This is a genomic window from Streptomyces sp. NPDC048612 (assembly GCF_043199295.1).
Lineage (GTDB): Bacteria > Actinomycetota > Actinomycetes > Streptomycetales > Streptomycetaceae > Streptomyces.
Genome location: NZ_JBICVV010000012.1, coordinates 99783 through 125006 on the forward strand (window position 1 = coordinate 99783; position 25224 = coordinate 125006).

Here is a 25224-nt window from a genome sequence, read left to right on the forward strand (position 1 = left end):
CATACCGCGGATACCGGCAGCCCGGCCGCGGCCGTCACTCCGGCCGCTTGGGGCGCCAGACCACCAGCGCGCTGGTCTGCTGCACGTCCTGATACGGCACCAGATCGCGCCGGTAGGAGGCGTGCACCGCCGCTTCCCGCTGCTGCATCGCGCTGGCCGCGCCCTCGAGGGCGCCCTGCAGCTCGATGACCCGCTGCTGCAGGGCCGCGACCTGGTTCTCCAGTTCGATGATGCGCTTGATGCCGGCGAGGTTGATGCCCTCGTCCTGGGACAACTGCTGCACCGTACGGAGCAGTTCGATGTCCCGGGCCGAATAGCGGCGGCCCCGCCCGGCCGTGCGGTCGGGCGAGACCAGCCCCAGGCGGTCGTACTGCCGGAGGGTCTGCGGATGCAGGCCGGAGAGCTGAGCCGCGACGGAGATGACGTACACCGGCGACTCGTCGGTCAGTTCATAGGGGTTACGACGCTGCCCGCCCCGGCCGTCCATCTCAAGCTCCCTTCGCAGCCTGGAACAGCTCCGCCCGCGGGTCCGCACCCGCGGTCGCCTCGCGATAGGCCTCCAGCGACTCCTTCGCCTTGTCGCCGAGGTCGCTGGGGACCAGCACCTCGATGGTGACCAGCAGATCACCGCGGGTGCCGTCCTTGCGGGTCGCCCCCTTGCCACGCGCCCGCATGGTGCGGCCGTTGGGGGTGCCGGCCGGCAGCTTCAGCGTCACCGGCGGACCGCCCAGGGTCGGCACCTTGACCTCGCCGCCGAGCGCGGCCTCCGGGAAGGTGACCGGCACCGTGACGGTGAGGTTGTCGCCCTTGCGGCCGAAGACCGGGTGGGCGTCGACATGCACGACCACGTACAGGTCGCCCGCCGGGCCGCCCTGCTCGCCCGGGGCGCCCTTGCCGCGCAGCCGGATGCGCTGCCCGTCGGAGACGCCCGCGGGGATGCGCACCTGCATCGTGCGGGCACTGGTGGCCCGCCCGCTGCCCTTGCAGACCTCACAGGCGTCCTGGGCGATCAGGCCCCGGCCCTTGCAGTCGGCGCACGGGTCGGTGAGCGAGAAGCCGCCGCCCGCGCCCCGGCTGACCTGACCGGTGCCGACGCAGGTCGGGCAGACCCGCGGCGTCCCGTTCTTGTCGCCGGTGCCGGAACACGCCTTGCACGGCGCCTGGCTGGACATCCGCAGCGGGACCGTGGCCCCGTCGACCGCCTCGGTGAAGCTGAGCGTCACCTCGGACTCGATGTCCTGGCCACGGCGCGCGTGGGTACGGGCCCCGGCCCCGCCGCGGTTGAACAGGCCGCCGAAGACGTCCCCGAGACCGCCGCCGAAGCCGCCGCCACCGCCGGCCTGGCCCTGCGAGCCCCCGAAGAGGTCGCCCAGGTCGAAGTTGAAGTTGCCGCCGCCGCCCGGCCCCGGCCGGTATCCGCCGTTGCCGAACAGCGTGCGCGCCTCGTCGTACTCCTTGCGGCGTTTGCTGTCGCCCAGGACGTCGTTCGCCTCGGAGATCTCCTTGAAGCGCTCCTCGGCCTTGGCGTCGCCCTTGTTGGCGTCCGGGTGGTACTCGCGGGCGAGCTTCCGGTACGCCTTCTTGATCTCCGCTTCCGTGGCGTCCTTCGGGACGCCGAGGACCTTGTAGTAGTCCTTCTCGACGAAGTCCTTGGTGCTCATCCCCGACGTCCCTCCTTCCGCGCGGTTTTCGATTCTGTCCTCACGTCAGCCCTCGTCCGGGCCACCGCTCTCCTCGTCCGAGGCCTTGGCGTCCTCGTCGGAGGCGGACTTGGCGCCCTGGGCACCGGGCTGCGGTTCGGCCACGGCGACCCGCGCGGGGCGGATCGTTCGTTCACCGATGCGATACCCGGGCTGCAGGATCGCCACGCACGTCGTCTCGGTGACATCCGGTGCGTACGAGTGCATCAGCGCCTCGTGGATCGTCGGGTCGAAGGGCTCGCCCTCCTTGCCGAACTGCTGCAGACCCAGCTTGGCGACCACGGTCTCCAGCGATTCGGCCACCGACTTGAAGCCGCCGACCAGTTCGCCGTGCTCACGGGCACGGCCGACGTCGTCGAGGGTGGGCAGGAGCTCGGACAGGAGGTTCGCCGCGGCGATCTCCTTGACCGTGACCCGGTCCCTCTCCACCCGACGGCGGTAGTTCTGGTACTCGGCCTGCAGTCGCTGGAGGTCCGTCGTGCGCTCGTTGAGCGCCGTACGCACCTGGTCCAGCTGCGCCTGGAGCGCTACGTCCGTTACGTCCCCGGCCGGGGCCGAGCCCGCCTTGTCGGCGGACTCGGCCTGCGCCGCGTCTTCGGGAGCGGCGTCGGAAGGGACGTCGGGCTTCTCGTCGAAGCCCGGGGTCTCCTCCGTCACGCGGCACCGTCCTTCTTGGGCTTCTCGTCGTCGACGATCTCGGCGTCCACGACGTCGTCCTCGGCCTTGGCCTGCTCGGCGCCCTCGGCACCGGCGGCGCTTTCGGCACCGGCCGCACCCTGGGCGTCGGCGTACATGGCCTGGCCGAGCTTCTGGGAGACGGCCGCGACCTTCTCGGTGGCGGTGCGGATCTCCGCGGTGTCCTCACCCTTGAGCTTCTCCTTCAGCTCGGTGAGGGCCTCCTCGACCTCGGTCTTGACCTCGCCGGGAACCTTCTCCTCGTTGTCCTTGAGGAACTTCTCGGTCTGGTAGACGAGCTGCTCGCCCTGGTTGCGGGACTCGGCGGCCTCGCGGCGGGCGTGGTCCTCGTCCGCGTACTTCTCGGCCTCCTGGCGCATCCGGTCGACCTCGTCCTTCGGCAGCGAGGAGCCGCCGGTGACGGTCATCTTCTGCTCCTTGCCCGTGCCCAGGTCCTTCGCGGTCACGTGCATGATGCCGTTGGCGTCGATGTCGAAGGAGACCTCGATCTGCGGGACCCCGCGGGGCGCCGGCGGCAGACCGGTCAGCTCGAACATCCCGAGCTTCTTGTTGTACGCCGCGATCTCGCGCTCGCCCTGGTAGACCTGGATCTGCACGGACGGCTGGTTGTCCTCGGCCGTCGTGAAGATCTCGGACCGCTTGGTCGGGATCGTGGTGTTGCGCTCGATGAGCTTGGTCATGATGCCGCCCTTGGTCTCGATACCGAGGGACAGCGGGGTGACGTCCAGCAGGAGGACGTCCTTGACCTCACCCTTGAGGACACCGGCCTGGAGGGTGGCGCCGATGGCGACGACCTCGTCCGGGTTGACGCCCTTGTTGGCGTCCTTGCCGCCGGTCAGCTCCTTGACGAGCTCGGCGACGGCGGGCATCCGGGTCGAGCCGCCGACCAGGACCACGTGGTCGATCTCGGACAGGTTGATACCCGCGTCCTTGATCACGTTGTGGAACGGCGTCTTGCAGCGGTCCAGGAGGTCCGAGGTGAGCTGCTGGAACTGCGAGCGCGTGAGCTTCTCGTCCAGGTGCAGCGGGCCCTCGGCGGAGGCGGTGATGTAGGGAAGGTTGATCGTCGTCTCGGTGGAGGACGACAGCTCGATCTTCGCCTTCTCAGCGGCCTCACGGAGGCGCTGCAGGGCCATCTTGTCCTTGGCCAGGTCGACGCCGTGGCCGTTCTGGAACTGCTTGACCAGGTAGTCGACGACGCGCTGGTCCCAGTCGTCACCACCGAGGTGGTTGTCACCGTTGGTGGCCTTCACCTCGACGACGCCGTCGCCGATCTCCAGCAGCGAGACGTCGAAGGTGCCGCCACCGAGGTCGAAGACCAGGATGGTCTGGTCGTCCTTCTCCAGGCCGTAGGCCAGGGCGGCGGCGGTGGGCTCGTTGACGATGCGCAGGACGTTGAGGCCCGCGATCTCACCGGCCTCCTTGGTGGCCTGTCGCTCGGAGTCGTTGAAGTAGGCCGGAACGGTGATGACCGCGTCGACGACCTTCTCGCCCAGGTAAGCCTCGGCGTCGCGCTTGAGCTTCTGCAGGATGAAGGCGCTCATCTGCTGCGGGTTGAAGCCCTTGCCGTCGATGTCGATCTTCCAGTCGGTGCCCATGTGGCGCTTGACCGACCGGATGGTCCTGTCGACGTTGGTGACCGCCTGACGCTTGGCGACCTCGCCGACCAGCACCTCGCCGTTCTTGGCGAAGGCGACAACGGACGGCGTGGTCCTGGCGCCCTCGGCGTTGGTGATGACGGTGGGCTCACCGCCTTCGAGAACACTGACGACGGAGTTCGTCGTGCCCAGGTCGATGCCGACCGCACGTGCCATTTCAATTCCTCCAGCTGACTTGAGTGGAACAGGCTCAAGAGTGCAGCACCGGGGAAATCCTGTCAACAGACCTGAGTCGGACGCGCTCAAGTTTTATGTCGCTCTTATCGTCACCACGGCTCCACACCAGGACGCCCGGGTCGCACAGAGGGTTGCCTTCGCGACGCAGATCACCGGCCGGGCGGCTTCATGGGGCGGAGGAGAATGGGTAACCTCAGCGGCAGACCAAAAAAGTTACCGCTTAGTAGTTCCCACCGTTTTCCGCTCTCGCAGGTACGAGGAGCCTCCCATGCAACTCGCCGCGATCATCGTGTCGCTGGTGCTCATCGCGGTCGCCGTGGCGCTGTTCGGCCGCGCCCTCCTGCAGATCTACCGGCAGATGCGACTGGGTCAGCCGGTGCCCGCAGGAACCCGGACCGACGCTCCCGCCCAGCGGACCGTCACGGTGGCCAAGGAGTTCCTCGGCCACACTCGCATGAACCGCTGGGGCGTCGTCGGCGTGGCGCACTGGTTCGTGGCGGTGGGCTTCCTCACCCTGCTGCTGACGATCGTCAACGCCATCGGCCAGCTCTTCCAGGCCGACTGGCTGATCCCGGTCATCGGCGGCTGGCTGCCGTGGGAGATGTTCGTCGAGGCGATGGGCACGATGACGACCCTGGGCATCATCGTCCTGATCGTCGTCCGGCAGCTGAGCCGGCCCGGCGGCGCGGGCCGCAAGTCCCGCTTCGCGGGCTCCAACACCGGCCAGGCGTACTTCGTCGAGACCGTCATCCTCATCGTCGGCATCTGCATCGTGACGCTGCACGCCCTGGAGGGCGCCCAGCACGGCGTCGACCACTACGAGCCGGCGTTCTTCGTCTCGTACCCCCTGGTCGCGTTCTTCAAGGGGATGAGCCTCGGCACCCTGCAGAACCTCACCTACTTCTTCGCCGCCCTCAAGATCGCGACGTCCTTCATCTGGATGATCACGGTCTCGCTGAAGACCGACATGGGTGTGGCCTGGCACCGCTTCCTGGCCTTCCCCAACATCTGGTTCAAGCGTGAGGCGGACGGCGGCACGGCCCTCGGCGCTCTCCAGCCGATGACCAGCGAGGGCAAGCCGATCGACTTCGAGGACCCGGGCGAGGACGACCAGTTCGGCGTCTCCCAGGTCGAGCACTTCTCCTGGAAGGGCCTGCTCGACTTCTCCACCTGCACCGAGTGCGGCCGCTGCCAGTCGCAGTGCCCCGCCTGGAACACCGGCAAGCCGCTGTCGCCGAAGCTGCTGATCATGTCGCTGCGCGACCACGCGCACGCCAAGGCGCCGTATCTGCTCGCGGGCGGCGGCAAGGACATGGAGGGCAACGAGCAGGCGACCGAGGAGCAGCTCAAGGACGTGCCGGCGGCCGCGCTGGCCGAGGCCGAGCGCCCGCTGATCGGCACGCTCGAAGAGAACGGTGTCATCGACCCCGACGTCCTGTGGTCCTGCACCACCTGCGGCGCGTGTGTCGAGCAGTGCCCGGTCGACATCGAGCACATCGACCACATCGTCGACATGCGCCGCTACCAGGTCATGATCGAGTCCTCGTTCCCGTCCGAGGCGGGCACGATGCTCAAGAACCTGGAGAAGAAGGGCAACCCCTGGGGCCTGGCCAAGAAGCAGCGTCTGGCCTGGACCAAGGAGGTCGACTTCGAGGTCCCGGTCGTCGGCCAGGACGTCGAGGACCTCACCGAGGTCGAGTACCTCTACTGGGTCGGCTGCGCCGGCGCCCTGGAGGACCGCGCCAAGAAGACCACCAAGGCCTTCGCGGAGCTGCTGCACATCGCGGGCGTGAAGTTCGCGATCATGGGCGGCGACGAGAAGTGCACCGGTGACTCGCCGCGCCGTCTGGGCAACGAGTTCCTCTTCCAGCAGCTCGGCGCGGAGAACGTGGCCACGCTGAACGCCGCCTTCGGCGAGGACGACGAGGACGAGTCGACCAAGAAGCCGAAGGCGTCGAAGAAGATCGTCGCGACCTGCCCGCACTGCTTCAACACGATCGCGAACGAGTACCCCCAGCTGGGCGGCGAGTACGAGGTCATCCACCACACCCAGCTGCTCCAGCACCTGGTGGACGAGGGCAAGCTCACCCCCGTCACCCCGGTCGAGGGTCTGATCACCTACCACGACCCCTGCTACCTGGGCCGCCACAACAAGGTCTACACCCCGCCGCGCGAGATCATCGCCAAGGTGCCGGGCCTGCGGAACGAGGAGATGCACCGCCACAAGGAGCGCGGCTTCTGCTGTGGCGCCGGCGGTGCCCGGATGTGGATGGAAGAGCGCATCGGCAAGCGCATCAACAACGAGCGCGTCGACGAGGCCCTGTCGCTCAACCCCGACATCGTCTCGACGGCCTGCCCCTTCTGCCTCGTCATGCTGACCGACTCGGTCAACGGCAAGAAGAACGACGGCAAGGCCAAGGAGTCCGTGCAGGTCGTCGACGTGGCCCAGCTGCTGCTGGACTCCGTCAGGACGCCCGTGGACCCGGCCGGTGACCCGGAGCCGGAGGACACTCCGGAGCCGGAGCCGGTGAAGTAGCGGCACGGACAGCAGCGTCGGCCGGCGGCCGGTCCCCTCGCAGGGGCCCGGCCGCCGGCCTTTCCGGTCCCGTACGGGGCCGTTGCGGGGCGGCGGGCCACCGGGAAGCATCGGGAGCCGCGAGGGACGACACGAGTGACGGGCGGGGTGGGGACGGCATGGGACGACGGTTCGCCGCGACGGCGGGGCTCGGGCTGGCCCTTCTGCTCAGCTCCTGCGGTCCGCTCTCCTCCTCAAGCGACGCGCGCCCCGCCGCGCCGCACCGGGCCTCCTCCCTCCCGCGGGCCCGCCCCGTCCCGGCCGGCCACGGCAGCCGCACCGCCCACGACTTCAACGGTGACGGCCACCCCGACCTCGTCCTCGACAGCCTGCTCGCACCGGCCGGCGGCCACGACGACGACCCGGGCATCGGCATCGTCTACGGCTCCGCACACGGACTCGCCCCGGCCACCCGGGAGTTGCTCATCCCGGCCCGGCACGCCGCCGCCACCAAGGGGGCCGTCCCCGCGTCCTTCGACGCGGAGACCGTCTGCGACCTCGACCGGGACGGCTTCAGCGACCTGGTCGTCACCACCGACCCGCCCTACGACGGCATCGGCCGCCCACCCGTCCCCGTACAGCTCCTCTTCGGCTCGCCGCGCGGCCTCGGCGCCGCCCGCGCCGTGACACTGCGCATCCCGGACCGGGCGCGCTTCGGCAACGAGTGGCCCGACCAGCCGGTCTGCGGCGACTTCGACGGCGACGGCGCCGACGACCTGGCCGTCACCGCCACCGGCCCCCGGATCAGCTATCTGCGCGGCCCGTTCACCCGCGCCGGCGCCCCGAAGGCGGCCGGCGCGCCCGTCGCCGTCCCCGGGACCGCCCTGACGACCACCGCGCCCCTGTCCTCGGCCGACCTCGACGGCGACGGCACCGACGACCTCCTCGTACGGACCGCCGACCCTGGCCGCCGCGCCCGCGGCCGGCTCGCCCTCGGCGGCCCCCGGGGCCCGCTCCGCGCGGGCCGGACCGCCTACCCGCCCGGTTACGCCACGGTCTTCGGGCGCTTCACCACGGCCGGACGGGGCGTGACCTCCGTCACCGCCGACACCGACGGCCTGCTGTCCGTCGGCGGCCGCCCCGGCGGAATCCGTACGCACACCGGCGGCGTGCCCACCCTCGCCGCCGCCGACGCGGACCACGACGGGCACCCGGATCTCGTGATCGGCGGCACCCGCCCCGCCCTGCTGAGCGGCACCGCGCACGGGCTGTCCGCCACCGTCCACCGCCTCGCCGTGCCCCGTCTGCCCGGCGCCGGGCGCCCGCACTCCACCGTTCTCGCCCTCACCGACTTCGACGGCGACCGCCACGCCGACCTCGTCCTCCTCACCCGGCGCGGCCGCGCCCACGACCGGGTGACGGTCCTCCCCGGCGGCCCGTCAGGTCTCTCCGCACGGCCCGCCCTCTCCTTCACCACGGCGGATTTCAGGGCCCCCTGACGGACCACCAGCCGATTTGTGGTCCGTGGCTAATACAGTTGCCCGGCCCCGGGGCGCATCCGAGCATGACGGCCATGAACACAGACACGGGCACGGCCGACGATCCGGGCGCTCCGGCACGCCCCGCCCCCCGCGAGACGCCGCCCGCCCCGCCCGTCACGATCCGGCTCGCCCTCCCCACGGACGCCCCCGCGATCGCCGCCGTCCACCAGGCGTCACGGCGGGCCACCATGCCCTATCTGCCGCCCCAGCGCCGTACCCACGACGAGGTCACCCGCTGGATACGGGAGATCGTCCTGCCGCAGAGTCACACCTTCGTCGCGGTCCGCGGCCCGGAGGTCCTCGGCTACGCGGCCCTCCAGGACGAGCTGCTCGAACAGCTCTACCTCCGCCCCGACGTCCGGCGCCGCGGCATCGGCTCCGCCCTCCTCGCCGCGGCACGCCGGCACCGCCCCGACGGCCTGTACCTGTATGTCTTTCAACTCAACACCGACGCAAGGGCGTTCTACGCCCACCACGGCTTCCGGGTCGTGGCCGCCAACGACGGCAGCGCCAACATGGAGAACCTGGCGGACCTCACCCTCCGCTGGACACCGCCCCGCGGCCCCGTTCCCCCTCGGGGAACCCCCTAGGGGATGTCACAGGTCAGCAGCAAACCGGGGCCCGACCCCCCGGCTCCGCCACCCGATCCACGCGGACCAGGTACTTTCGAGTACGTGGCTGGATTCAGGATGGGTCGCGGACGGGATGCCCGCCCCGCGCAGAACGGACAGCAGGGGCACCAGGGGCAGCAGGCACCGTACGGGCAGCAAGGGCCGTACGGGCAGCAGCCCCCCTCGCCGCCTGGGCAGTGGCAGCCGGCACCGCAGCAGTACGGCGGCGGACCGCAGGGGCAGCCGCACGGGCAGTACGGCGAGCCCGAGTACTTCGGCGACGGGGGCTACCCACCCCAGCAGTCCTACGCACCGTATTCGAACGACAACAACGCTGGTCACACCCAGCAGTTCAGCGTCGGTGACGCCCCGGACGCCTACGGCCCGCCCGCCGGCTCCCACGACGGCGGCACCGACGAGTACGGGGCCGGCGGCACCTACCGCGCCGGCCAGACCAGCGCGCCCCCGGCCGGCCCCCGGCTGGAGTGGAAGCAGCTGCTGTCGGGCATCGTGCTGCGCCCCGACGCCACGTTCTGGCAGATGCGCGACCACGCGGTCTGGGTCCCGGCGCTGATCGTCACCTTCGCCTACGGCGTGCTCGCGGTCTTCGGCTTCGACAAGGCCCGCGAGGATGTGCTGAACGCCACCCTCTCCAACATCATCCCGTGGGTCGGGATCACCGCCGTGATGTTCATCGTCGGCAGCCTGATACTGGGCGCGGTCACCCACACCATGGCCCGCCAGCTCGGCGGCGACGGCGCCTGGCAGCCGACCATCGGCCTCGCCATGCTGATCATGACGCTCTCGGACACGCCCCGGCTGCTCTTCGCGATGTTCCTCGGCGGCGACAGCACCCTGGTCCAGGTCCTGGGCTGGCTGACCTGGCTCGCCACCGGCTATCTGCTCACCTCCATGGTCAGCAAGTCGCACGACCTCCCGTGGCCCAAGGCGCTCGGCGCCGCCGCGATCCAGCTGGTCGCGCTGCTCGCCCTGGTGAAGCTCGGCACCCTGTAGGGGCCACACCGGCCACGGCGAGGGGCCCGCCCCGGAGCACTCGGCTCCGGAGCGGGCCCCTCGCCATGCGGCGGCTCGCGCCCGTTCGCCCGTCGGGCGAACGGCCCGTTCCTAGGCGAACCGCTGCCCGGCCGACCCGTCGCACCCCTGCAGCCGCAGCGGCTCCTTCGCCCCGGCCAGCGTCAGGCACAGGGACGTCGCGGCGGCGGGCCGGATCGTGCCACCGTCGGCCCGTACGAAGCGCTGGTTGGCCGTGCCCGAGCAGTTCCACAGCACCAGCGCGGCCCCGGCCTCGTACCGCCCTCCCGGCACGTCCAGGCACCGGTCCTGGGTCAGCTCGACATGCAGCGACCGCTGCTCCGTGTCGTACCACCAGCCCTGGTTGCGCTGGCCGTGGCAGTCCCAGCCGCCGACCGCCGTGCCGTTGCGGCTGGCGCCCCCGGCCGCGTCCACACAGCTCCCGGTCGCGGCGTTCTTCAGCGGCCGGTACGCGTCGTCCCAGGCCCCCGGGTACAGCTTCGGCTGCCCGGTGCTCGCCGGGTCGGCGCAGGAGGCCTCGCGCAGCCCGGACGCGTACAGCTGGGTCAGACAGGACGCGAAGGCGCCGTGCCCGCGGGCGTTCGGGTGGAAGGACTGCCGCACCGAGTTGGAGTTCGGCGGGAAGGGGTTGGAGAGGTTCACATACAGCCCGCGGGCCCAGGTGTCCTCCATGCAGACCTCGTGCCCGTGGAACAGCCGCGAGGCGTCCAGATAGGTCGCGCCGCTGTCCCGCGCGGCCTTCCGCACCCCCTTCTCGAACGCCGGCACGGCGGCGTTGCGCCCCCAGCCCGCATCGGAGGTGTAGCCGGTGCAGCCGCCCGGCAGCTTGCCCGGGTACCGCGGGTTGTCCTCCACGTCCGGCCCGATCGGGCTCGGATACGACATCACCACGAGCCGGTAGTCGCCGTCCGCGTACCCCGCGTCCCGCATCACGGTCCGCAGGTCGCCGACCGTCCGCTCGACCTTGGGCACCAGCCCGTCGACCCGTGCCCGCCAGCCCGGCTGGTACTTCGGCTCGCAGGTGCCCTGCAGCAGGAACCAGCGGGTGACGCAGTCCGTCATCACCGGCCCGAACTGCAGGTCGTCATTGGCGCCGGCCACCAGGAGGACCATCTTCAGCCGGGTGTTACGGGCCGCGACGGCGAGGCTGTCGCTCTGCACCAGCTCATCGGCGTACTGCTTGCTGCCGCCGATCACGATGTTGTCGCTGCCCGCGCCCGAGCAGGCGGCGTTGTAGGTCACCTCCGCGCCGATCCCGGTCCGGTGGATCGCGGAGTCCGGTGACCGGTGGCACCAGTTGTCCGGCCCGTCCGTGCCCTGCTCGTACGTCCCGACGCCCTCCCCCGAGATCTCGCTGTCCCCCAGCGAGATCACCGAGGTCTTGCGCTCCCCGAGGGGCCGCTCGGCCGGGTCCCCGTAGAGCCGCTTCGCCTCCCGCGCCCGGATCTGCTCCAGCGCGGGCGCCAGCGGCCGGGTGGCCACGGGTCCGGCGCGTTCCGCGCCCCCCGCGGCCCCGGTGGCGGCACTCGCCCCGCCCGCCGCCATCGTGCCCACCAGGGTCAGCGCCGCCGTCGAGACCGCCACGACGGCCCGCAGCCGCCCGCGCCCCGTACCCGGCCCGTGTCTCCACCCGCGTAACGTCCCTCGCCCGCGTCTCGCCCGCACCATGGGGCCTCCCCTCCGTCTGCCGTCACCGCGGGTTGTACTCGGAGGCGGCCCACAGCGGAACACCCGCAACGGGATTGGCCGAAAGCGGCGCAGCACAAAGCCGGCCGACCCCCAACTCCCTTACCGGGAGCGGCAGTCGGCCGGCTCTGTGACCTCAGGCGTCGAGAACCTGGCCCTCGCGCCGCACCACGGGCGGCTCGACGCTCCACGGGAAGTTGATCCACTCGTCCGTGCGCTTCCACACGTACTCGCACTTCACCAGCGACTGCGGCTTCTCGTAGATCACCGCGCTGCGGACCTCGGCCACCGTCCCCTGGCAGAAGTCGTGCACGAGCTTCAGCGTCTTCCCGGTGTCGGCGACGTCGTCGGCGATCAGCACCTTCTTCTCGGAGAAGTCGATCGCGTTCGGCACCGGCGCCAGCATGACCGGCATCTCCAGGGTGGTGCCCACCCCGGTGTAGAACTCCACGTTCACCAGGTGGATGTTCTTGCAGTCCAGCGCGTACGCCAGACCGCCGGCGACGAAGACACCGCCGCGGGCGATCGACAGCACGACATCGGGCTCGTACCCGTCATCGGCGATCGTCTGCGCCAGCTCACGGATCGCCCCGCCGAACCGCTCGTACGTCAGGTTCTCCCGCACGTCACTCACGTATCTCTCTCAGACCCTCTGTGTCCACACCCTCTGCCACGCGCCCGCCCTGTTGAGCGCGCCGCCCACACCGACGCGGCCGTGTCATACCTGCGTACGGTGAAAGTTCTTGAACGACCGGGACGGCGTCGGTCCGCGCTGCCCCTGGTAGCGCGAGCCGTACTTCTCACTGCCGTACGGGTGCTCGGTCGGCGAGGTCAGCCGGAACATGCACAGCTGCCCGATCTTCATGCCCGGCCACAGCTTGATCGGCAACGTGGCGACATTGCTCAGCTCCAGCGTCACGTGCCCGCTGAACCCCGGGTCGATGAACCCGGCGGTGGAGTGCGTCAGCAGCCCCAGCCGCCCCAGCGAGCTCTTCCCCTCAAGCCGGGACGCCACATCGTCGGGCAGCGTGATGACCTCGTACGTCGAGGCCAGTACGAACTCACCCGGGTGCAGGATGAACGCCTCATCGCCCTCGGGCACGACCTCACGCGTCAGGTCGGGCTGCTCGACGGCGGGGTCGATGTGGGGGTACCGGTGGTTCTCGAACACCCGGAAGTAGCGGTCCAGCCGCACGTCGATGCTGGACGGCTGCACCATCGACTCTTCGTAGGGGTCGATACGCACCCGACCAGCATCGATCTCGGCCCGGATGTCCTTGTCTGAGAGAAGCACGCAGATGAGGATACGCGCCCGCACGACGAGGGCCCGGCCCCCCACCAGGGAGACCGGGCCCCTCGCCCACTCCTCGTCCTCTCGCCGGCCCCTGTCTCTCTCACAGGGCCCCGGCCGCCACTGTCACGGAAGTGCCGTGGCGTCCTTTCTCACGATTCCCACGAAGTGCCTGGCGTCTCTCACGAACCTCACGAAGTACGTGGTGTCCTTGATCGCTTCCGCACTCCGCGCTCGCTTCTCTCGCTCGCTACCGCTTCGCGTGCTCGACGGGCACCGAGTGCCGCAGCCGAGCGCAGCGCGGGCAGCGCAACAGCCGTCCGGGACCGAGCCGGTCGGTGGTCTGCATCGGGAACGAAGCGGTGCTGAACACGTGGCCCTCGGCACAACGTACGACGGTGCGCTCCATCAAGTCCCTCTCCCAACTGCGTGGACAACAAAAGCCACATTAGGGGATGAACCGGAAGCCACCACACGCGGCACTCCGCCGCCCCACCGTACGCCCCAACTCCCGCACCCCGCACCCACATCCCACCCCGGAACACACCCCCGCCACACGCCCTCCGGGCATGCCAAATGCACCGCGGGTCGGCGATGGGGTAGAGTGTGCGACGATGTTCCGCTCTCGCACAGAGGCGGGATTACGCGGGTGTAGTTTAATGGTAGAACATGAGCTTCCCAAGCTCAGAGCGCGGGTTCGATTCCCGTCACCCGCTCCATATGAAAGCCCCAGGCCAGTGGCCTGGGGCTTGTTTGTTGTCTAGACCATTTCTGGAGCGCGTGCCAGTCGCGTGCCATAACGCACCGACTACCGAGCCGAATTGACACTCGCACGCCCTTCCGGGACGACCTGATCGGTCGTCATCTCGAATTGCGAGACGCGATCTGCATGACAGGCATCACGCCACGCTGGGTGGCCCGCACGATGCACCCGCGAAGAACCCCGGCATCGCGCGCCGCCTGTGGTTGAGCGCGCATCATCGAGCATCGCGACCATCCCCTGCATGCGTGAGACGGCTCGTTCCCTCGGGGAACGGCTGGGGGCGTTGCTCGGTCGCCGCTGCCCCTCTCGATGAGGATCATGGCGTACGGGGGCGGTGCCGTTCTAGGGCGAACTTCCCCTTCGCCTGCATCAGTTGCACTGTAGACAGACCTCGAAACATCCATGGCATAGATCCTTGCAGCTCCGACAGTCAGGACAGCTGCTCGTCACACGCGTCCACAGAAAGCGCTTCGTATGAGGGCTGCCGCCAGGAGGGCGATGATGCCCGCCTGAACGGCGGAGGCGGTGATGAGAGAGCTGGGGGTGTGGTCTTGGACCTGGAACGCGAGGGTGAGAGTCCGCTGGACGAGGAGGGCGAGGCCTAGCGTGGCCAGAGCCAGGGGCAGTTCGGGGTCTGCCACGCGCTTCGGTGACCGACGGCGGGCGACCAGGCAAACGGTGGCCGCAGCGATGTACGCCGATCCGGCGGCCCCTCCCGCGTCCGCCATCCCGGGCCACAGCATGGTCAACGCGGCTATGAAGGCGGAGGTGCCCAGGAGGGCCAGCCCGGGTGGGGCCAGCGGGAGCCGGGCGCGTGGGGCGTCGCGGTGGAAGCCGCAGCACAGGGCGAGGACGGTCAGCCAGGCGAGCGCAGCGGTCGTGAGCGAGAGGGCGACGGAGTGTCGGATGACTGCGGCAAGGTCAGGAAGGGCCGCAAGGACGGCGAAGGTGAAGGCGGTACGCCGGTGGTCGCGCAGCAGCGCCAGGTAGGCCACCGTCCAAGCCAGCGGGAGCAGCCAGAGCGCCGCCTCGTAGAGCCCCGGTGCGGTGCCGTGGCCGGTGGAGCCGCCCAGGAACAGCTCCCGGTAGCGGGCGGGGGCGCCGTGGAACCAGGTGAGGAGGATGGCCTGTTCGGTCAGGGCGGAGGCTGCGTGCAGCAACACGCTCAGCAGCGCGAAGAGACGCACCGTCGCGCCGAGCGTGGCGTAGCGGGCCGGGGCACCGGCGGTGCCCATCCGGGTGCGGAGGGCGAGGGCGGCGATGCCGGCCACCTCGCCCCAGGCGGGGCGCATCTCGTCCCGGTCCTGCTCGTCGATCCCGTGCAGGTAGGTCTCCACCATCTCCTCCTCCCGCTCGGCACGGTAATAGGAGGGCAGCAGGCGCAGGGCGGTGCGGTACCGCTGTTCGAGCAGAGTCGTCATGTGGTGCCTCCGGCGGTGCCCGGGCGACGCACGGAGCGGATCGTGGGCGGCGGTCCGGCGGTCGTGGGGCGGTAGGCGGCTGGGCTCTTGGCGTCGCGCTGGAGGGCGTTGGTGCGGGGCTCTCCGGCGGTCGCGTCAGTGGGCGGCACCGAGTTCGATGGTCAGGACGCCGGCGACGATGAGGGCGATGCCGAGGCTCATGACCTTGGTGAGGGGTTCGTTGAACAGGATGCGGGAGGCGAGGGCGGTCAGGGCCACGCCGGAGGCGGCCCAGATGCCGTAGGCGACGCCGAGGGCCAGTCCGCCGTGCAGGGCGAGGGTGAGCAGGGCGAAGGCGGCCAGGTATCCGGCGCCCAGGCCGATGAACCACTTCCCCTTGTTGCCGGCCCGCGCGGCCATGCGCAGTGACAGGGTGGCGGCGACCTCGGAGAGGATCGCGCCGGCCAGGTAGACCAAGGTCATGAGGCTATTCCTTCCTTGCGGGCGTGCGCGGCCTGAGAGCCGAGTTCGACACACAGGGCACCGCCGATGACCAGGGCGATCCCCAGGCCCGTGGTTGCGGTGAGCGGGTCGCCGAAGATGAGCGTCGCCAGGATGGCGGTGAGGGCGACGCCGGAGGCGCCCCAGATGCCGTAGGCGACGCCGAGGCCCATTCCCTGACGCAGGGCGAAGGTCAGGGCGGCGAACGAACCGATGTAGCCGATCGCCACAACGGCGAACCAGGCCGGGTGGTCGAGGGCCGCCCGCAGGGAGACGGTGGCGATGGCTTCGAGCAGGATCGCTGCCAGGAGCAGCAGCCATTTCCTCATGAGGCGGTCTCGTCTTTCAGGAGCTCTTCGGCGACCGCGAGCACCTGAGCGCGGTCTTGTGCCAGGGCGGGGAAGACATCGGTTGCGGCGGCCATCCAATAGCCGTCGGCCAGCAGTCGTGCGGCCGTGAGCCTGCCGCGGGCCGCGGCCGGCAGGTCGTCGGGCAGGTCGAGCCACCCCTCGAAGCGGCGCACCCAGGCCGCGGTGAGGGCTTCGCGGTACAGGGCGTCGGAGTAGATCGCGAAGTCCGCGCGATCGAACTGCGCGGCCAGTGCCACCTCGACGTAGGCGCGAATCCGCTGGTGCGGCGAGGCCGTCTCAAGTGGCTGCCCCAGGCGGTCGAGCAGAAGCTCCTCCCACCGGGCGGCGACGTGGTCGACCACGCCGAGCATCAGGGCTTCCTTCGTCGGAAAGTGGTACATCAGCCCCGGCTTGGTCAGCCCGACCTGCTTGGCCGCGGTGGCCAGAGTGATCGCGCCACCCCCTTCCGCACGCAGAAGATCGAGCGCGCCGTCCAGAATCTGGCGTTTTGCGTTTCCCGTCATGGCTCTACTTTACCTTCCGGAAGGTAAAGTACAAATGGCGACTCCTCCCGCAGCAGCTGACCTGGAAAGACACACCGGGGAAGCCCACCCCGCGGGCGCGGCCAGCGGCCGCACGGCTGCTGGTTGATCCCCGGCAGCGGGAGGGCCCCGGCATCACCATGCCGGAGCCCTTTGCTGCCCGAAACCGATCCTTCGCGCCCATGCCCGCAGTCGCCTCTTCCTCTCCGCGAGGAAAGCCTGGCGGCAGTTGGCAGCCTCCTCACGGGGCTGCGCCCTCCGCGTGCCCCAACGGGCGGCCAATCACGGTCAAGACGGGTACCCTCCGGCACTCTCGACCCTGCCTCAATGCCAGCGTTCACGCAGGTCAGCCCCTCAATGGTGACCTCAGACGCCGTTGATTCCCAAGCTCAGAGCGCGGGTTCGATTCCCGTCACCCGCTCCACATGGAAGCCCCAGGTCAGGGACCTGGGGCTTGTTTGTTGTCTAGACCATTTCTGGAGCACGTGCCAGTCGCGTGCCATAACTCACCGACTACCGAGCCGAATTGACACTCGCACGCCCTTCCAGGGCGACCTGATCGGTCGTCATCTCGAATTGCGAGACGCGATCTGCACGATCTGCGTCATGCCACGCTGGGTGGCCCGCACGACCTTGGTCCTCGACATCGTGATCCTTGCCGTCATCGCAGCCTCCCGCCGGCACGCCGCTCGTGGCCACGCCCAGCCGGCCGAGACCGTAGGTGAGCAGGCTGCCGTCAGCGGCCCCGGCCGCGCGCTTGCGCGGGGCCGACCGTACTCTGCCGCCATGAACGAGACGCTGACGCCGACCCCCGATGACGCCTTCGAGATGCTGCTGGCCGGCAACCAGCGGTTCGTGGGCGGCTTGCCCGAGCACCCCAACCAGGACGCCGCACGTCGTGCCGAGACCGCACCTGCCCAGAGCCCCTTCGCCGTGATGTTCGGGTGCTCCGACTCCCGACTGGCCGCCGAGATCATCTTCGACCGGGGACTGGGGGATCTGTTCGTGGTCCGCACCGCCGGACATGTCGCCGGTGCGGAGGTGCTGGGCAGCATCGAGTACGGGGTGAGTGTGCTGGACTGCCCACTGGTCGTGGTCCTGGGCCACGACTCCTGCGGGGCCGTCGCGGCTGCTCTCGACGCCGCCGACGGCGGCAAGGTGCCCTCCGGGTTCGTCCGTGACGTCGTCGAGCGAGTGACCCCGAGCGTGCTGGCGGCACGCGCCGCCGGACGCCAGCAGCCCGAAGAGATCCTTGACGAGCACATCCGGCACACCGTCGACCTGCTGCTGGACCGCTCCCGCCTCCTGACCGAGCGGGTGGCGGCCGGCCGCCTTGCCGTGGCGGGCCTGTCCTACCGGCTGGCCGACGGCAGTGCGCGACTGGTCGCCTCCCACGGTCTGAGCAGGGCTGCTGCCCCCACACAGTGACCCCTGGCGCCGCCCGCCCGGCCTTCAGGGCTCCTGGAGGCCGGTGGCGGAGGAGGACCGGGGCCCGGCGGCGCGGCGGAGCCGGTTGGCGATCGCCAGTCCCAGTCCCTCCTCCGCCGGCAGGGAGGCGACGATGAGATCGCATCCGCGCTGGTCGAGTTCGCGCAGGAACCCGTACAGCCCGCGCGCGTAGGCGCCCATCGAGGTGGGGACTGCCACTACGGCGTGCGCTTTCACCGGTGTGTCGGCGACGGACGGGGGAAGGAAGACGCCCACCTGGTGCCCGAACTCCTGCGCGAGTTCCGCTTCGGCGACAACCCTCTCGGGCTCGACGAGAACGACCCTCGCCCGCGGCGCATAGTGCGACGGATGCTGACCCGGCACTCGCACGCGGCTCGCCGCAGGGACCGCCACCGGGCGCCCCAGCACCGCTTCGAGGTCCTCACGCGTCACCCCACCGGGCCGAAGGATGCTCGGGACATCGCCCGTGACATCGACGATCGTCGACTCCACACCGACCTCGCAGGGCCCGCCGTCCAGTACAAAGTCGACCGCCTCGCCGAGTTCGGCACCCACGTGGCCTGCCGTTGTGGGGCTGACCGAGCCGAAACGGTTGGCGGACGGGGCCGTGACACCACCTCCGAAGGCCGACAGCAGCGCGAGCGCGACCGGGTGGTCGGGCACCCGTACCGCCACCGTCTCCAGGCCCCCCGTCGCTTCGAGGGGAACCCGGCGACCACGCCGCAGGACCAGCGTGAGCGGCCCCGGCCAGAAACGTTCGGCCAGCAGACGCGCCGCCTCCGGGACGTCCTCGACCCACTCGTCCAGCTGCTCCGCGGCCCCGATGTGAACGATCAGCGGATGGGCGGGCGGACGCCCCTTGACCTGGAAAATACGCGCGACCGCGGCGGCATTCTCGGCGTCGGCGCCCAGACCGTAGACGGTCTCGGTCGGGAGAGCTACCAGACCTCCGGCACGCAGCACGCCTGCCGCTTTCTCAATGTCACTGGTTCGTACCGTCACCCTCGCAATCCTCCCACTTGACCCAACAGGCTGCGGGCCACCTGCCCGCTCCCGACGGTCCACGGACACGGTCGCGTCACATGCCTCAGCTTCGGCGCTCCGGCACGGTGTCGGCCCATCCCAGGGGATGCGGCTCCAAGGCATCCGCAGGCGGTTCGCCTCCCGCGTCGTTGAAGGCGGTGAGCGCGTCGATGAGCGCGGAACGCTGCGCAGGAGCGAGACGTTCGACGATGGTGCTGATCTCCGCGCGGCGGCGGGCGGTGACGTCCTCAACGGTGCGCCGCCCCTCGTCGGTGAGCTGGAGCAGGGTCTCGCGCCGGTTTCCGGGGTTGGCCTGACGGTCCGCCAGACCGGCCACGATGAGCCGGTCCACCATGCGCATGGCGGTCGAGGGAGCGACCTGGAGCAGTTCGGCGAGCGCGACCAGCTTGGTGGTCCCTCGCGTGGCGAGCACCACCAGCATCCGGAACTGGGGAAGCGTCACCCGCTCCTCGACCTCACCGAGTGACCGCGCGGAGACCGCGACCAGCAGCCTCGACGCCGTGAGCACCGCTCGGGTTACGGCATCCACGTCGTCCACGCCCCTCATGGGGGCTCCGCTCTCGGCCATGCCCCCTTTCTACCGTCCGGCGGCAACAGCGGCGCCATCACCCTCAAGACCCGAGGAAGCAGGAGACCAGTTGGTCCGACCGTTCACGGAGCACTGCCGGTCCCGGACACCCAAGGGCGCTACCTGGGCACGCTTACCGCCCGATCCGTGGCCGAAGTGCTCGCCGAACGCCCCGGCGGCGACTGTGGCCCCGGCCCTCGCGGCCGATCTCACCGAACCGACTCAGGCGCTGAGGTCCTCGATGATCTCCCTCACCTGGCGATTCAGCGAGGGGGCCCACCAGGCAGACAACGGCGCCAGCCGGGTGACAGCCGCCCCCAACCACTCCGGGTCACCCAGGCGGTGCAATGCCCTCACTTCGGACGTCCTCCGGAACAGGGCTTTCACCACGTAGACGTGGTTGCCTGTGTAGGGGCGCTCGTGATGGGTGTAGTTCACCGACCAGGGCTCGTACGGGTGGCGAAGGAGTCCACCCACGGAACAGCCACTGCGGCCGGTCTCCATGTGGCCGCCGAGAACGCCCAGCACGCCCATGGTGCGAGTGGCGTGCCACGCCTGATAGGTGGCTCGGATATCCAGCTCCACGAACTTGGACCACGGGACGACGGCCAGGGGTTCCGGCGCTCCGGGCTCATGCTGCTCCATGCCCTCGGCGGTGAGGACCAGGCACGAGCCGCCCTCCCGCTTAGGGTCCCCGATGATCCAGCGGTCCCCGACCAGTTCCAGTGGCCCCAGATACTCCGTCATGATCCCCCGTCGGTCGTGTGTTCGCCCGCCCCCTCCGGCCGGCTCCGCTCCCCCGGCTCCACATCTGCGGTCACCACGCCGGAAGCCCCGTCATCCCGCGCCACATCCTCAACCGCACCGCACAACTACGACGCCCGAAGCCCATACCCGCAAGACCTCACCCGAGCCACACGACGAAAAGGAGGCATCAACCCCGCGAAACGCCCTCTGAAGCCTCCGGCCAGGCCCCCCGGCACGGACAAGGTCAGAAGGCGGCGCGAAGGAACGGGATAGTAGCCCATGAGCCTCGCCTGTCGGCTGGTGTGAGCATCGTTGCCTCAATCCGCTTCTTTGCCTAATGCAAAGGTCAGCGTGGCGCCGCCCGCCATCGCCAGGACTCCGAGGCGCTGAGCGTCCCCATCCCCGACCGGGCCACCGCCGAACAGCAGGGCGGGGTGAGCCAGTTGGAGAAGGCCCGGGGGAAGGAGTTCGACCAGCTCTTCGTCGACCTGCTCCGCGCCTCCCACGGCAAGATCTTCATCACCATCGGCGAGGTCCGCGCCACCACCAAGAACACCCTGATCCGGCGACCGGCCACCCAGACCAACAACACCGTCCAGGACCACATGGACGTCCTGGAGGACACCGGCCTGGTCCGGGCGGGGCCACGCACTGACTTGCCCAGGACCTGGCCGCCGATGCCGAAGGTGATCCTCTGGCCGGGCAGCGGCAGCCGGTGACGTGATACGAGGCGGCATTAAAGACGCGTAAAGATTGCCGGAAACCGGCAATGTGCCGCACCGGTCGTGCGTGCGACGATCCTTCCCGTTCAAGCGATTTGAGGGAACGGGGGAGGGCGTTCAAGGTGACCTGGTTTCTTGGCCTCGGCATTGCAGGCATCGTGCTGCTCGTGCTCTCGCTGGTCTTTGACGGTGTCCTCGAAGGGACCTTCGGAGGGGCTCTGGACGGGCTCTTCGACGGTCTGCTGTCGCTTCCGGTGATCGCAGGATTCCTGTCGATGTTCGGTTTCAGCGGCGCGATTCTGCTGGGCGGCACCGGCCTCGGTCCGGGTGCCGCCGCGGGAATCGGCGTGTTCGCCGGGGCCGCCGCCGGCTGGCTCGCATGGAAGTTCAGCCGGGTGCTGATGCGCGATCAGACTGATGCGACTCCGCGCCAGGAGGACCTGATCGGCACGGCGGGATCGGTGGTGACCGCCATTCCCGCCGACGGGTACGGGGAAGTGCTGATTCGTCTCGGGGGCCATCCCGTGAAGCTGGCGGCCAAGAGCGCGGTTCCCGTGGCCCGAGGGGCTGAGGTCTGGGTGGAGGCGCCGCTCTCGTCCACCTCGGTGGCCGTCCGGCCCGTCGAGCGCTGACCGACCGACACCTTCTCCTCGCAGGCCACTCCCTCCTCGACGGGTGGCCGGAGCCGTCTCCCACCACCGAACCCGGACCACCCACATCAGACCACCGAACACACACCACCACTCGATCTGCCGACCCCTGGGAAGGCAGGGGGGATCTCCGCTATGAGTCCAGTCATTGCCGCCGTCGTGGGAGTCGTCGTACTCCTCGTCCTGCTCGCCCTCGTCGTCATCACCCGCTACAAGGTCGCGGGGCCCAATGAGGCGTTCCTCATCACCGGACGGCGGGGCAAGAAGTCCATCGACCCGGAGACCGGGCAGGTCAGCATCGACAACAGCGGCCAGAAGGTCGTGGTCGGTGGCGGCGTCTTCGTGGTCCCGTTCGTCCAGCAGAAGTTCTCGCTGGACCTGTCGAGCCGGCACATCCCGGTCGCCGTCCGGGGTGCCGTCACCCTGCGCGGCGTGAAGGCCAACCTCGAAGGCGTCGCGATCGTGAAGGTCGGCGGCAGCGAGGATGCGATCCGGGCCGCGGCGCAGCGCTTCCTGCAGCAGCAGGACGGCATCGTCGGCTTCACCCAGGAAGTGCTCTCCGGAGCGCTGCGGGCCATCGTCGGCCGGATGTCGGTCGAGGACATCATCCGCGACCGGGCCGCTTTCGCCGGGCAGGTCGCGGAGGAGGCCGAGGCGAGCCTGTCCGGGCAGGGCCTGATTCTGGACGCGTTCCAGATCCAGGACATCACCACCGAGGGCTCCTATCTGGAGGACCTGGGCCGGCCGGAGGCCGCCCGCGCCCGCCAGGAGGCCGACATCGCCGAGGCGAACGCGAAGCGCGCTTCGGAGCAGGCCCGGCTGAAGGCGGCCGAGGAGATCGCCATCGCCGAGCGGACGTTCAACCTGAAGCAGGCGGAGATCCGCGTCGAGACCGAGGCCGCGGCTGCCCAAGCCAATGCCGCGGGTCCGCTCGCCGAAGCCGCACGTCAGCAGGAGGTCCTCTCCGAGCAGGAGAAGGTCGCCGAGCGGCAGGCCGCACTGACCGACCGGGAACTGGACACCAAGGTCCGCAAGCCCGCCGACGCCGCCCGCTACCAGGCCGAGCAGGAGGCCGAGGCCCGGCGCGTCGCCCGGGTCAAGGAGGCCGAGGCGGAGGCCCAGCGTGCCCGGCTGACCGGTGAGGGCGAGAAGCTGCACCGTGCGGCGCTCGCCGAGGCGGTGCGGATCGAGGGCGAGGCCGACGCGGCGGCGATCGCGGCGAAGGGCTCGGCGGAGGCCGAAGCGATGCAGAGGAAGGCCGACGCGTTCGCGCAGTACGGCGATGCGGCCATGCTCCAGATGCTGGTCGAGGCGCTGCCGCAGGTCGTCGCCAAGGCGTCCGAACCGCTCAGCGCCGTGGACAAGATGACCGTGATCTCGACGGACGGCGCCGGCCGGCTGTCCCGTACGGTCGCCGACAACGTCGCCCAGGGAATGGAGTTGCTCAGCTCCACCACGGGCGTCGACTTCGCCGAGATGCTCAAGGGCGTCACTCAGCGCGGTGGGACCGCGAAGGCAGAGGCATCGGTGCCTGAGCGGGCCGCCGCCAACGGGCAGATCCCGATCACCGACTAACCATCCAACAGGGGAAGGCAGGAGCCCGCCGACAGATTGCTGTCGGCGGGCTCCTGCCTGTCTCCCCGCCGGTCTCCGCATCGGCGCCGAGCCTCTCCGGCCCCGTGTGTTAAGAAAGCGCAAGCAATAGGCCAAGGGGTGGGACGAGTGGCACGGCGGGAGATACCCGAGGAGTTCCTGGACGGATACGACCGGACCCTCGACGAAGTGGCACGGACCGGGCGCCTCTTGAACCGTGACGAACTCGCCTCGCGGCGCACGGCCGGCGAGCAGGCGGCCGAGGCGGGCCACAGCCTGCGCTCCCTGATCAACGGTCACCTCACGGTCACCCGCGCCGCCTGGCCACGTCACGCGTCGGCGCACGCCGACAGTGCCCTCGCCGCCGTCGCACAGGTCGTCGATGCGCTCGCCGAAGGCTTCGAGCGCGCGCAGCACCTCGCCGTACGCCAAGAAGAGGCCGAACGGCGCGAATTCATCGACGACCTGCTCCACGGCAGCGCCGACCTGGGGCGTCTGGCCGAACGTGCCGAACGCTTCGGCCTGCGCTTCTCCCACGCTCACGCCGTCGCCGTGGCCGAGGGCACCGCCGCCTACTCCGAGGCCGACCCGGTCGCACGCCGCGTGGAACTCGCCCTCCTGGGGCGCTTCGGCGACCGCCAGATACTGCTCACCACCAAGGACGGGCGCCTGATCTGCATCGCGCCCGGGGACCAGACGGACGTCCTGACCTCCTTCGCCAAGCAGGCCCACGCGGCCACGGACGGAGGCCGGGTCGCGGTAGGCCGCACCCACCCCGGCGCCGGCGGCGTCGTCCAGTCCTACCAAGAGGCCCTGAACGCCCTCGGACTGGCAGAGCGCATGAACCTCGACGACCCGGTCCTCTATGCCGCCGATCTTCTCGTCTACCCCGTCCTCACCCGGGACCGCGAGGCCATGGCGGACCTCGTCCGCAGCGCCCTCGGCCCGCTCCGGCAGGCCCGCGGCGGCGCCGAACCGCTGATGGAGACGCTGACCGCGTACTTCGACTCGGGATGTGTCTCGGCGGAAGCCGCCCGGCGCCTGTCTTTGAGCGTCCGGGCACTGACCTATCGCCTGGGCCGCATTCACCAGCTCACCGGCTCCAACCCGGCCGACCCCGTGCACCGCTACACCCTGCACACCGCCGTCATCGGCGCCCGTCTGCTCGACTGGCCGGCGAAGGAGCTGTAGTAGGTGAGTTCGCCGGCCTTGCTGCGGCCGAAGAGGGACGACCATGCCTTGAGTCCGTAGTAACACCAGGCGCCCACCGCGGTGGCCCGGGTGCCCGGGCCACCGCGGGTGCCGGTTACTGCTTCGGCAGCAGGACGCTGTCGATGATGTAGACGGTGGCGTTGGCGGTCTGGACGTTGCCGCAGACGACCTTGGCGGAGTCGTCGACCGTGTAGGACTCCCCGGAACCGGCCGTGGTCAGCTTGCTCTTCGCCAGCGTGTCGAAGGAGCCGTCCGCGAGCTGCTTGGGCGCGGCCTTCTGCCCGACGACGTGGCCGGTGAGGATCTTGGTCAGCATGTCCTTGTCGGCGAGGACCTTGTCCAGCTGAGCCTTGGGGATCTTGTTGAACGCGTCGTTGGTCGGCGCGAAGACGGTGATGTCCTTGGCGCTGTTGAGGGTGTCGACCAGACCGGCCTTCTTGACGGCGCTTACCAGGGTGGACAGCGCGGGGTTGTGGGAGGCAGCGGTGGCGACGGGGTCCTTGGCCATGCCGTCGAAGCTGCCCTTGCCGTCCTTGGGCACGGCGGAACAGGCCGGCCCGAACGGCTTGGCCATGGCGTTCATCCCGCCGTCGGCAGCGCTGTCCTTGGACGGCTTGGCCGAGGACGAGGACATGTCGGAGTTCTTGTCCTTGTTCCCTGCTTCCTTGTCGCCGGAGCAGGCGGCCAGGGCGACCGGCAGCACAGCGGCGGCGGTGACGGCAAGGACGGTACGGCGGATACGCAGAGCGTTCACG

At 70.0% G+C, this 25224-nt stretch carries 24 protein-coding genes and 1 tRNA gene; 10 read left to right on the forward strand and 15 right to left on the reverse strand.

Going from position 1 to position 25224, the window contains the following annotated elements; all coding sequences use genetic code 11:
• Window positions 1-34: 34 nt before the first annotated feature.
• From ACGFN2_RS20010 to dnaK, 4 genes are read right to left on the reverse strand one after another with little or no spacing between them, the layout of a single operon-like run.
• On the reverse strand, window positions 35-487 hold the full coding sequence (locus tag ACGFN2_RS20010) for a heat shock protein transcriptional repressor HspR (RefSeq protein WP_362602177.1): 453 nt from the start codon (window positions 485-487) through the stop codon (window positions 35-37).
• A 1-nt stretch (window position 488) separates the two neighbouring features.
• Window positions 489-1661: a molecular chaperone DnaJ gene (gene dnaJ, locus ACGFN2_RS20015; RefSeq protein ID WP_362602174.1), complete on the reverse strand. Its 1173-nt coding sequence runs from the start codon at window positions 1659-1661 to the stop codon at window positions 489-491.
• Between the two features lie 45 nt (window positions 1662-1706).
• Window positions 1707-2357, reverse strand: a complete 651-nt coding sequence (gene grpE, locus ACGFN2_RS20020) for a nucleotide exchange factor GrpE (protein ID WP_393362172.1) — start codon at window positions 2355-2357, stop codon at window positions 1707-1709.
• A complete protein-coding gene (gene dnaK / locus ACGFN2_RS20025; protein ID WP_393362175.1) occupies window positions 2354-4210 on the reverse strand; it encodes a molecular chaperone DnaK in 1857 nt (618 codons plus the stop codon). The genes grpE and dnaK overlap by 4 nt, the downstream gene beginning before the upstream one ends.
• 289 nt (window positions 4211-4499) lie before the next feature.
• Between dnaK and ACGFN2_RS20030 the strand changes: the two genes are divergently transcribed.
• The 4 genes from ACGFN2_RS20030 to ACGFN2_RS20045 all read left to right on the forward strand — a co-directional run bounded on the left by ACGFN2_RS20030 (window position 4500) and on the right by ACGFN2_RS20045 (window position 9912).
• The gene (locus tag ACGFN2_RS20030) at window positions 4500-6767 is read left to right on the forward strand and encodes a (Fe-S)-binding protein (protein ID WP_362602165.1); all 2268 of its coding nucleotides are present in this window, start codon (window positions 4500-4502) and stop codon (window positions 6765-6767) included.
• 158 nt (window positions 6768-6925) lie between these two features.
• Window positions 6926-8245, forward strand: a complete 1320-nt coding sequence (locus ACGFN2_RS20035) for a VCBS repeat-containing protein (RefSeq protein WP_393362179.1) — start codon at window positions 6926-6928, stop codon at window positions 8243-8245.
• A 74-nt stretch (window positions 8246-8319) separates the two neighbouring features.
• A complete protein-coding gene (locus ACGFN2_RS20040) occupies window positions 8320-8877 on the forward strand; it encodes a GNAT family N-acetyltransferase (RefSeq protein WP_362602159.1) in 558 nt (185 codons plus the stop codon).
• A gap of 99 nt (window positions 8878-8976) precedes the next feature.
• A complete protein-coding gene (locus ACGFN2_RS20045; protein WP_393362427.1) occupies window positions 8977-9912 on the forward strand; it encodes a Yip1 family protein in 936 nt (311 codons plus the stop codon).
• 111 nt (window positions 9913-10023) lie between these two features.
• On the opposite strand, the gene ACGFN2_RS20050 is transcribed toward ACGFN2_RS20045, so the two are convergent.
• From ACGFN2_RS20050 to dcd, 3 genes are all read right to left on the reverse strand, one after another.
• Window positions 10024-11496 carry a ricin-type beta-trefoil lectin domain protein gene (locus ACGFN2_RS20050; protein ID WP_393362430.1) on the reverse strand — a complete coding sequence of 491 codons (1473 nt, stop codon included), beginning with the start codon at window positions 11494-11496 and terminating at the stop codon, window positions 10024-10026.
• 277 nt (window positions 11497-11773) lie between these two features.
• On the reverse strand, window positions 11774-12271 hold the full coding sequence (locus ACGFN2_RS20055) for a phosphoribosyltransferase (protein ID WP_260639525.1): 498 nt from the start codon (window positions 12269-12271) through the stop codon (window positions 11774-11776).
• An 84-nt stretch (window positions 12272-12355) separates the two neighbouring features.
• Window positions 12356-12931 carry a dCTP deaminase gene (gene dcd, locus ACGFN2_RS20060; protein WP_362602156.1) on the reverse strand — a complete coding sequence of 192 codons (576 nt, stop codon included), beginning with the start codon at window positions 12929-12931 and terminating at the stop codon, window positions 12356-12358.
• A 642-nt stretch (window positions 12932-13573) separates the two neighbouring features.
• Between dcd and ACGFN2_RS20065 the strand changes: the two genes are divergently transcribed.
• A tRNA-Gly gene (locus tag ACGFN2_RS20065) sits at window positions 13574-13647 on the forward strand.
• Between the two features lie 490 nt (window positions 13648-14137).
• On the opposite strand, the gene ACGFN2_RS20070 is transcribed toward ACGFN2_RS20065, so the two are convergent.
• From ACGFN2_RS20070 to ACGFN2_RS20085, 4 genes are all read right to left on the reverse strand, one after another.
• Window positions 14138-15112: a hypothetical protein gene (locus ACGFN2_RS20070; RefSeq protein WP_393362184.1), complete on the reverse strand. Its 975-nt coding sequence runs from the start codon at window positions 15110-15112 to the stop codon at window positions 14138-14140.
• 135 nt (window positions 15113-15247) lie between these two features.
• On the reverse strand, window positions 15248-15574 hold the full coding sequence (locus ACGFN2_RS20075; protein ID WP_362602151.1) for an SMR family transporter: 327 nt from the start codon (window positions 15572-15574) through the stop codon (window positions 15248-15250).
• Window positions 15571-15921, reverse strand: a complete 351-nt coding sequence (locus ACGFN2_RS20080; RefSeq protein WP_362602148.1) for an SMR family transporter — start codon at window positions 15919-15921, stop codon at window positions 15571-15573. The genes ACGFN2_RS20075 and ACGFN2_RS20080 overlap by 4 nt, the downstream gene beginning before the upstream one ends.
• Window positions 15918-16466: a TetR family transcriptional regulator gene (locus ACGFN2_RS20085; RefSeq protein ID WP_362602146.1), complete on the reverse strand. Its 549-nt coding sequence runs from the start codon at window positions 16464-16466 to the stop codon at window positions 15918-15920. Before ACGFN2_RS20085 ends, ACGFN2_RS20080 begins: the two co-directional genes overlap by 4 nt.
• 804 nt (window positions 16467-17270) lie before the next feature.
• On the opposite strand from ACGFN2_RS20085, the gene ACGFN2_RS20090 reads away from it, so the two are divergent.
• Complete coding sequence (locus ACGFN2_RS20090; protein ID WP_393362188.1) at window positions 17271-17912, forward strand: carbonic anhydrase; 642 nt, start codon at window positions 17271-17273, stop codon at window positions 17910-17912.
• Window positions 17913-17936: 24 nt separating this feature from the next.
• On the opposite strand, the gene ACGFN2_RS20095 is transcribed toward ACGFN2_RS20090, so the two are convergent.
• From ACGFN2_RS20095 to ACGFN2_RS20105, 3 genes are all read right to left on the reverse strand, one after another.
• Window positions 17937-18935 carry an L-threonylcarbamoyladenylate synthase gene (locus ACGFN2_RS20095; protein WP_393362191.1) on the reverse strand — a complete coding sequence of 333 codons (999 nt, stop codon included), beginning with the start codon at window positions 18933-18935 and terminating at the stop codon, window positions 17937-17939.
• 85 nt (window positions 18936-19020) lie between these two features.
• Window positions 19021-19545 carry a MarR family transcriptional regulator gene (locus tag ACGFN2_RS20100; protein WP_362602138.1) on the reverse strand — a complete coding sequence of 175 codons (525 nt, stop codon included), beginning with the start codon at window positions 19543-19545 and terminating at the stop codon, window positions 19021-19023.
• Window positions 19546-19767: 222 nt separating this feature from the next.
• Window positions 19768-20292, reverse strand: coding sequence for a hypothetical protein (locus ACGFN2_RS20105; protein ID WP_393362194.1), 525 nt, complete (start codon window positions 20290-20292; stop codon window positions 19768-19770).
• Window positions 20293-20678: 386 nt separating this feature from the next.
• On the opposite strand from ACGFN2_RS20105, the gene ACGFN2_RS20110 reads away from it, so the two are divergent.
• The 4 genes from ACGFN2_RS20110 (at window position 20679) to ACGFN2_RS20125 (ending at window position 24448) form a co-directional block, all read left to right on the forward strand.
• Window positions 20679-21011: a DUF4142 domain-containing protein gene (locus tag ACGFN2_RS20110; RefSeq protein ID WP_393362433.1), complete on the forward strand. Its 333-nt coding sequence runs from the start codon at window positions 20679-20681 to the stop codon at window positions 21009-21011.
• 125 nt (window positions 21012-21136) lie between these two features.
• On the forward strand, window positions 21137-21646 hold the full coding sequence (locus ACGFN2_RS20115; protein WP_393362197.1) for a hypothetical protein: 510 nt from the start codon (window positions 21137-21139) through the stop codon (window positions 21644-21646).
• Between the two features lie 153 nt (window positions 21647-21799).
• On the forward strand, window positions 21800-23239 hold the full coding sequence (locus ACGFN2_RS20120) for a flotillin family protein (RefSeq protein WP_393362200.1): 1440 nt from the start codon (window positions 21800-21802) through the stop codon (window positions 23237-23239).
• Between the two features lie 147 nt (window positions 23240-23386).
• Window positions 23387-24448 (forward strand): helix-turn-helix domain-containing protein, encoded by a 1062-nt coding sequence (locus ACGFN2_RS20125; RefSeq protein WP_362602127.1) that lies wholly within the window; start codon window positions 23387-23389, stop codon window positions 24446-24448.
• A 115-nt stretch (window positions 24449-24563) separates the two neighbouring features.
• Here ACGFN2_RS20125 and ACGFN2_RS20130 read toward each other — a convergent pair whose 3' ends face one another.
• On the reverse strand, window positions 24564-25223 hold the full coding sequence (locus ACGFN2_RS20130) for a fasciclin domain-containing protein (RefSeq protein WP_362602124.1): 660 nt from the start codon (window positions 25221-25223) through the stop codon (window positions 24564-24566).
• Window position 25224: the final 1 nt, after the last annotated feature.

Coding starts and splice junctions, on each gene's coding strand:
- ACGFN2_RS20045 (WP_393362427.1), top strand. CDS start 8,977: ATGGGTCGCGGACGGGATGCCCGCCCCGCGCAGAACGGACAGCAGGGG.
- ACGFN2_RS20010 (WP_362602177.1), bottom strand. CDS start 487: ATGGACGGCCGGGGCGGGCAGCGTCGTAACCCCTATGAACTGACCGAC.
- ACGFN2_RS20040 (WP_362602159.1), top strand. CDS start 8,320: ATGAACACAGACACGGGCACGGCCGACGATCCGGGCGCTCCGGCACGC.
- ACGFN2_RS20105 (WP_393362194.1), bottom strand. CDS start 20,292: ATGACGGAGTATCTGGGGCCACTGGAACTGGTCGGGGACCGCTGGATC.
- dnaJ (WP_362602174.1), bottom strand. CDS start 1,661: ATGAGCACCAAGGACTTCGTCGAGAAGGACTACTACAAGGTCCTCGGC.
- ACGFN2_RS20075 (WP_362602151.1), bottom strand. CDS start 15,574: ATGACCTTGGTCTACCTGGCCGGCGCGATCCTCTCCGAGGTCGCCGCC.
- ACGFN2_RS20085 (WP_362602146.1), bottom strand. CDS start 16,466: ATGACGGGAAACGCAAAACGCCAGATTCTGGACGGCGCGCTCGATCTT.
- ACGFN2_RS20080 (WP_362602148.1), bottom strand. CDS start 15,921: ATGAGGAAATGGCTGCTGCTCCTGGCAGCGATCCTGCTCGAAGCCATC.
- ACGFN2_RS20070 (WP_393362184.1), bottom strand. CDS start 15,112: ATGACGACTCTGCTCGAACAGCGGTACCGCACCGCCCTGCGCCTGCTG.
- ACGFN2_RS20030 (WP_362602165.1), top strand. CDS start 4,500: ATGCAACTCGCCGCGATCATCGTGTCGCTGGTGCTCATCGCGGTCGCC.
- dnaK (WP_393362175.1), bottom strand. CDS start 4,210: ATGGCACGTGCGGTCGGCATCGACCTGGGCACGACGAACTCCGTCGTC.
- ACGFN2_RS20090 (WP_393362188.1), top strand. CDS start 17,271: ATGAACGAGACGCTGACGCCGACCCCCGATGACGCCTTCGAGATGCTG.
- ACGFN2_RS20100 (WP_362602138.1), bottom strand. CDS start 19,545: ATGGCCGAGAGCGGAGCCCCCATGAGGGGCGTGGACGACGTGGATGCC.
- ACGFN2_RS20120 (WP_393362200.1), top strand. CDS start 21,800: ATGAGTCCAGTCATTGCCGCCGTCGTGGGAGTCGTCGTACTCCTCGTC.
- ACGFN2_RS20035 (WP_393362179.1), top strand. CDS start 6,926: ATGGGACGACGGTTCGCCGCGACGGCGGGGCTCGGGCTGGCCCTTCTG.
- ACGFN2_RS20050 (WP_393362430.1), bottom strand. CDS start 11,496: ATGGCGGCGGGCGGGGCGAGTGCCGCCACCGGGGCCGCGGGGGGCGCG.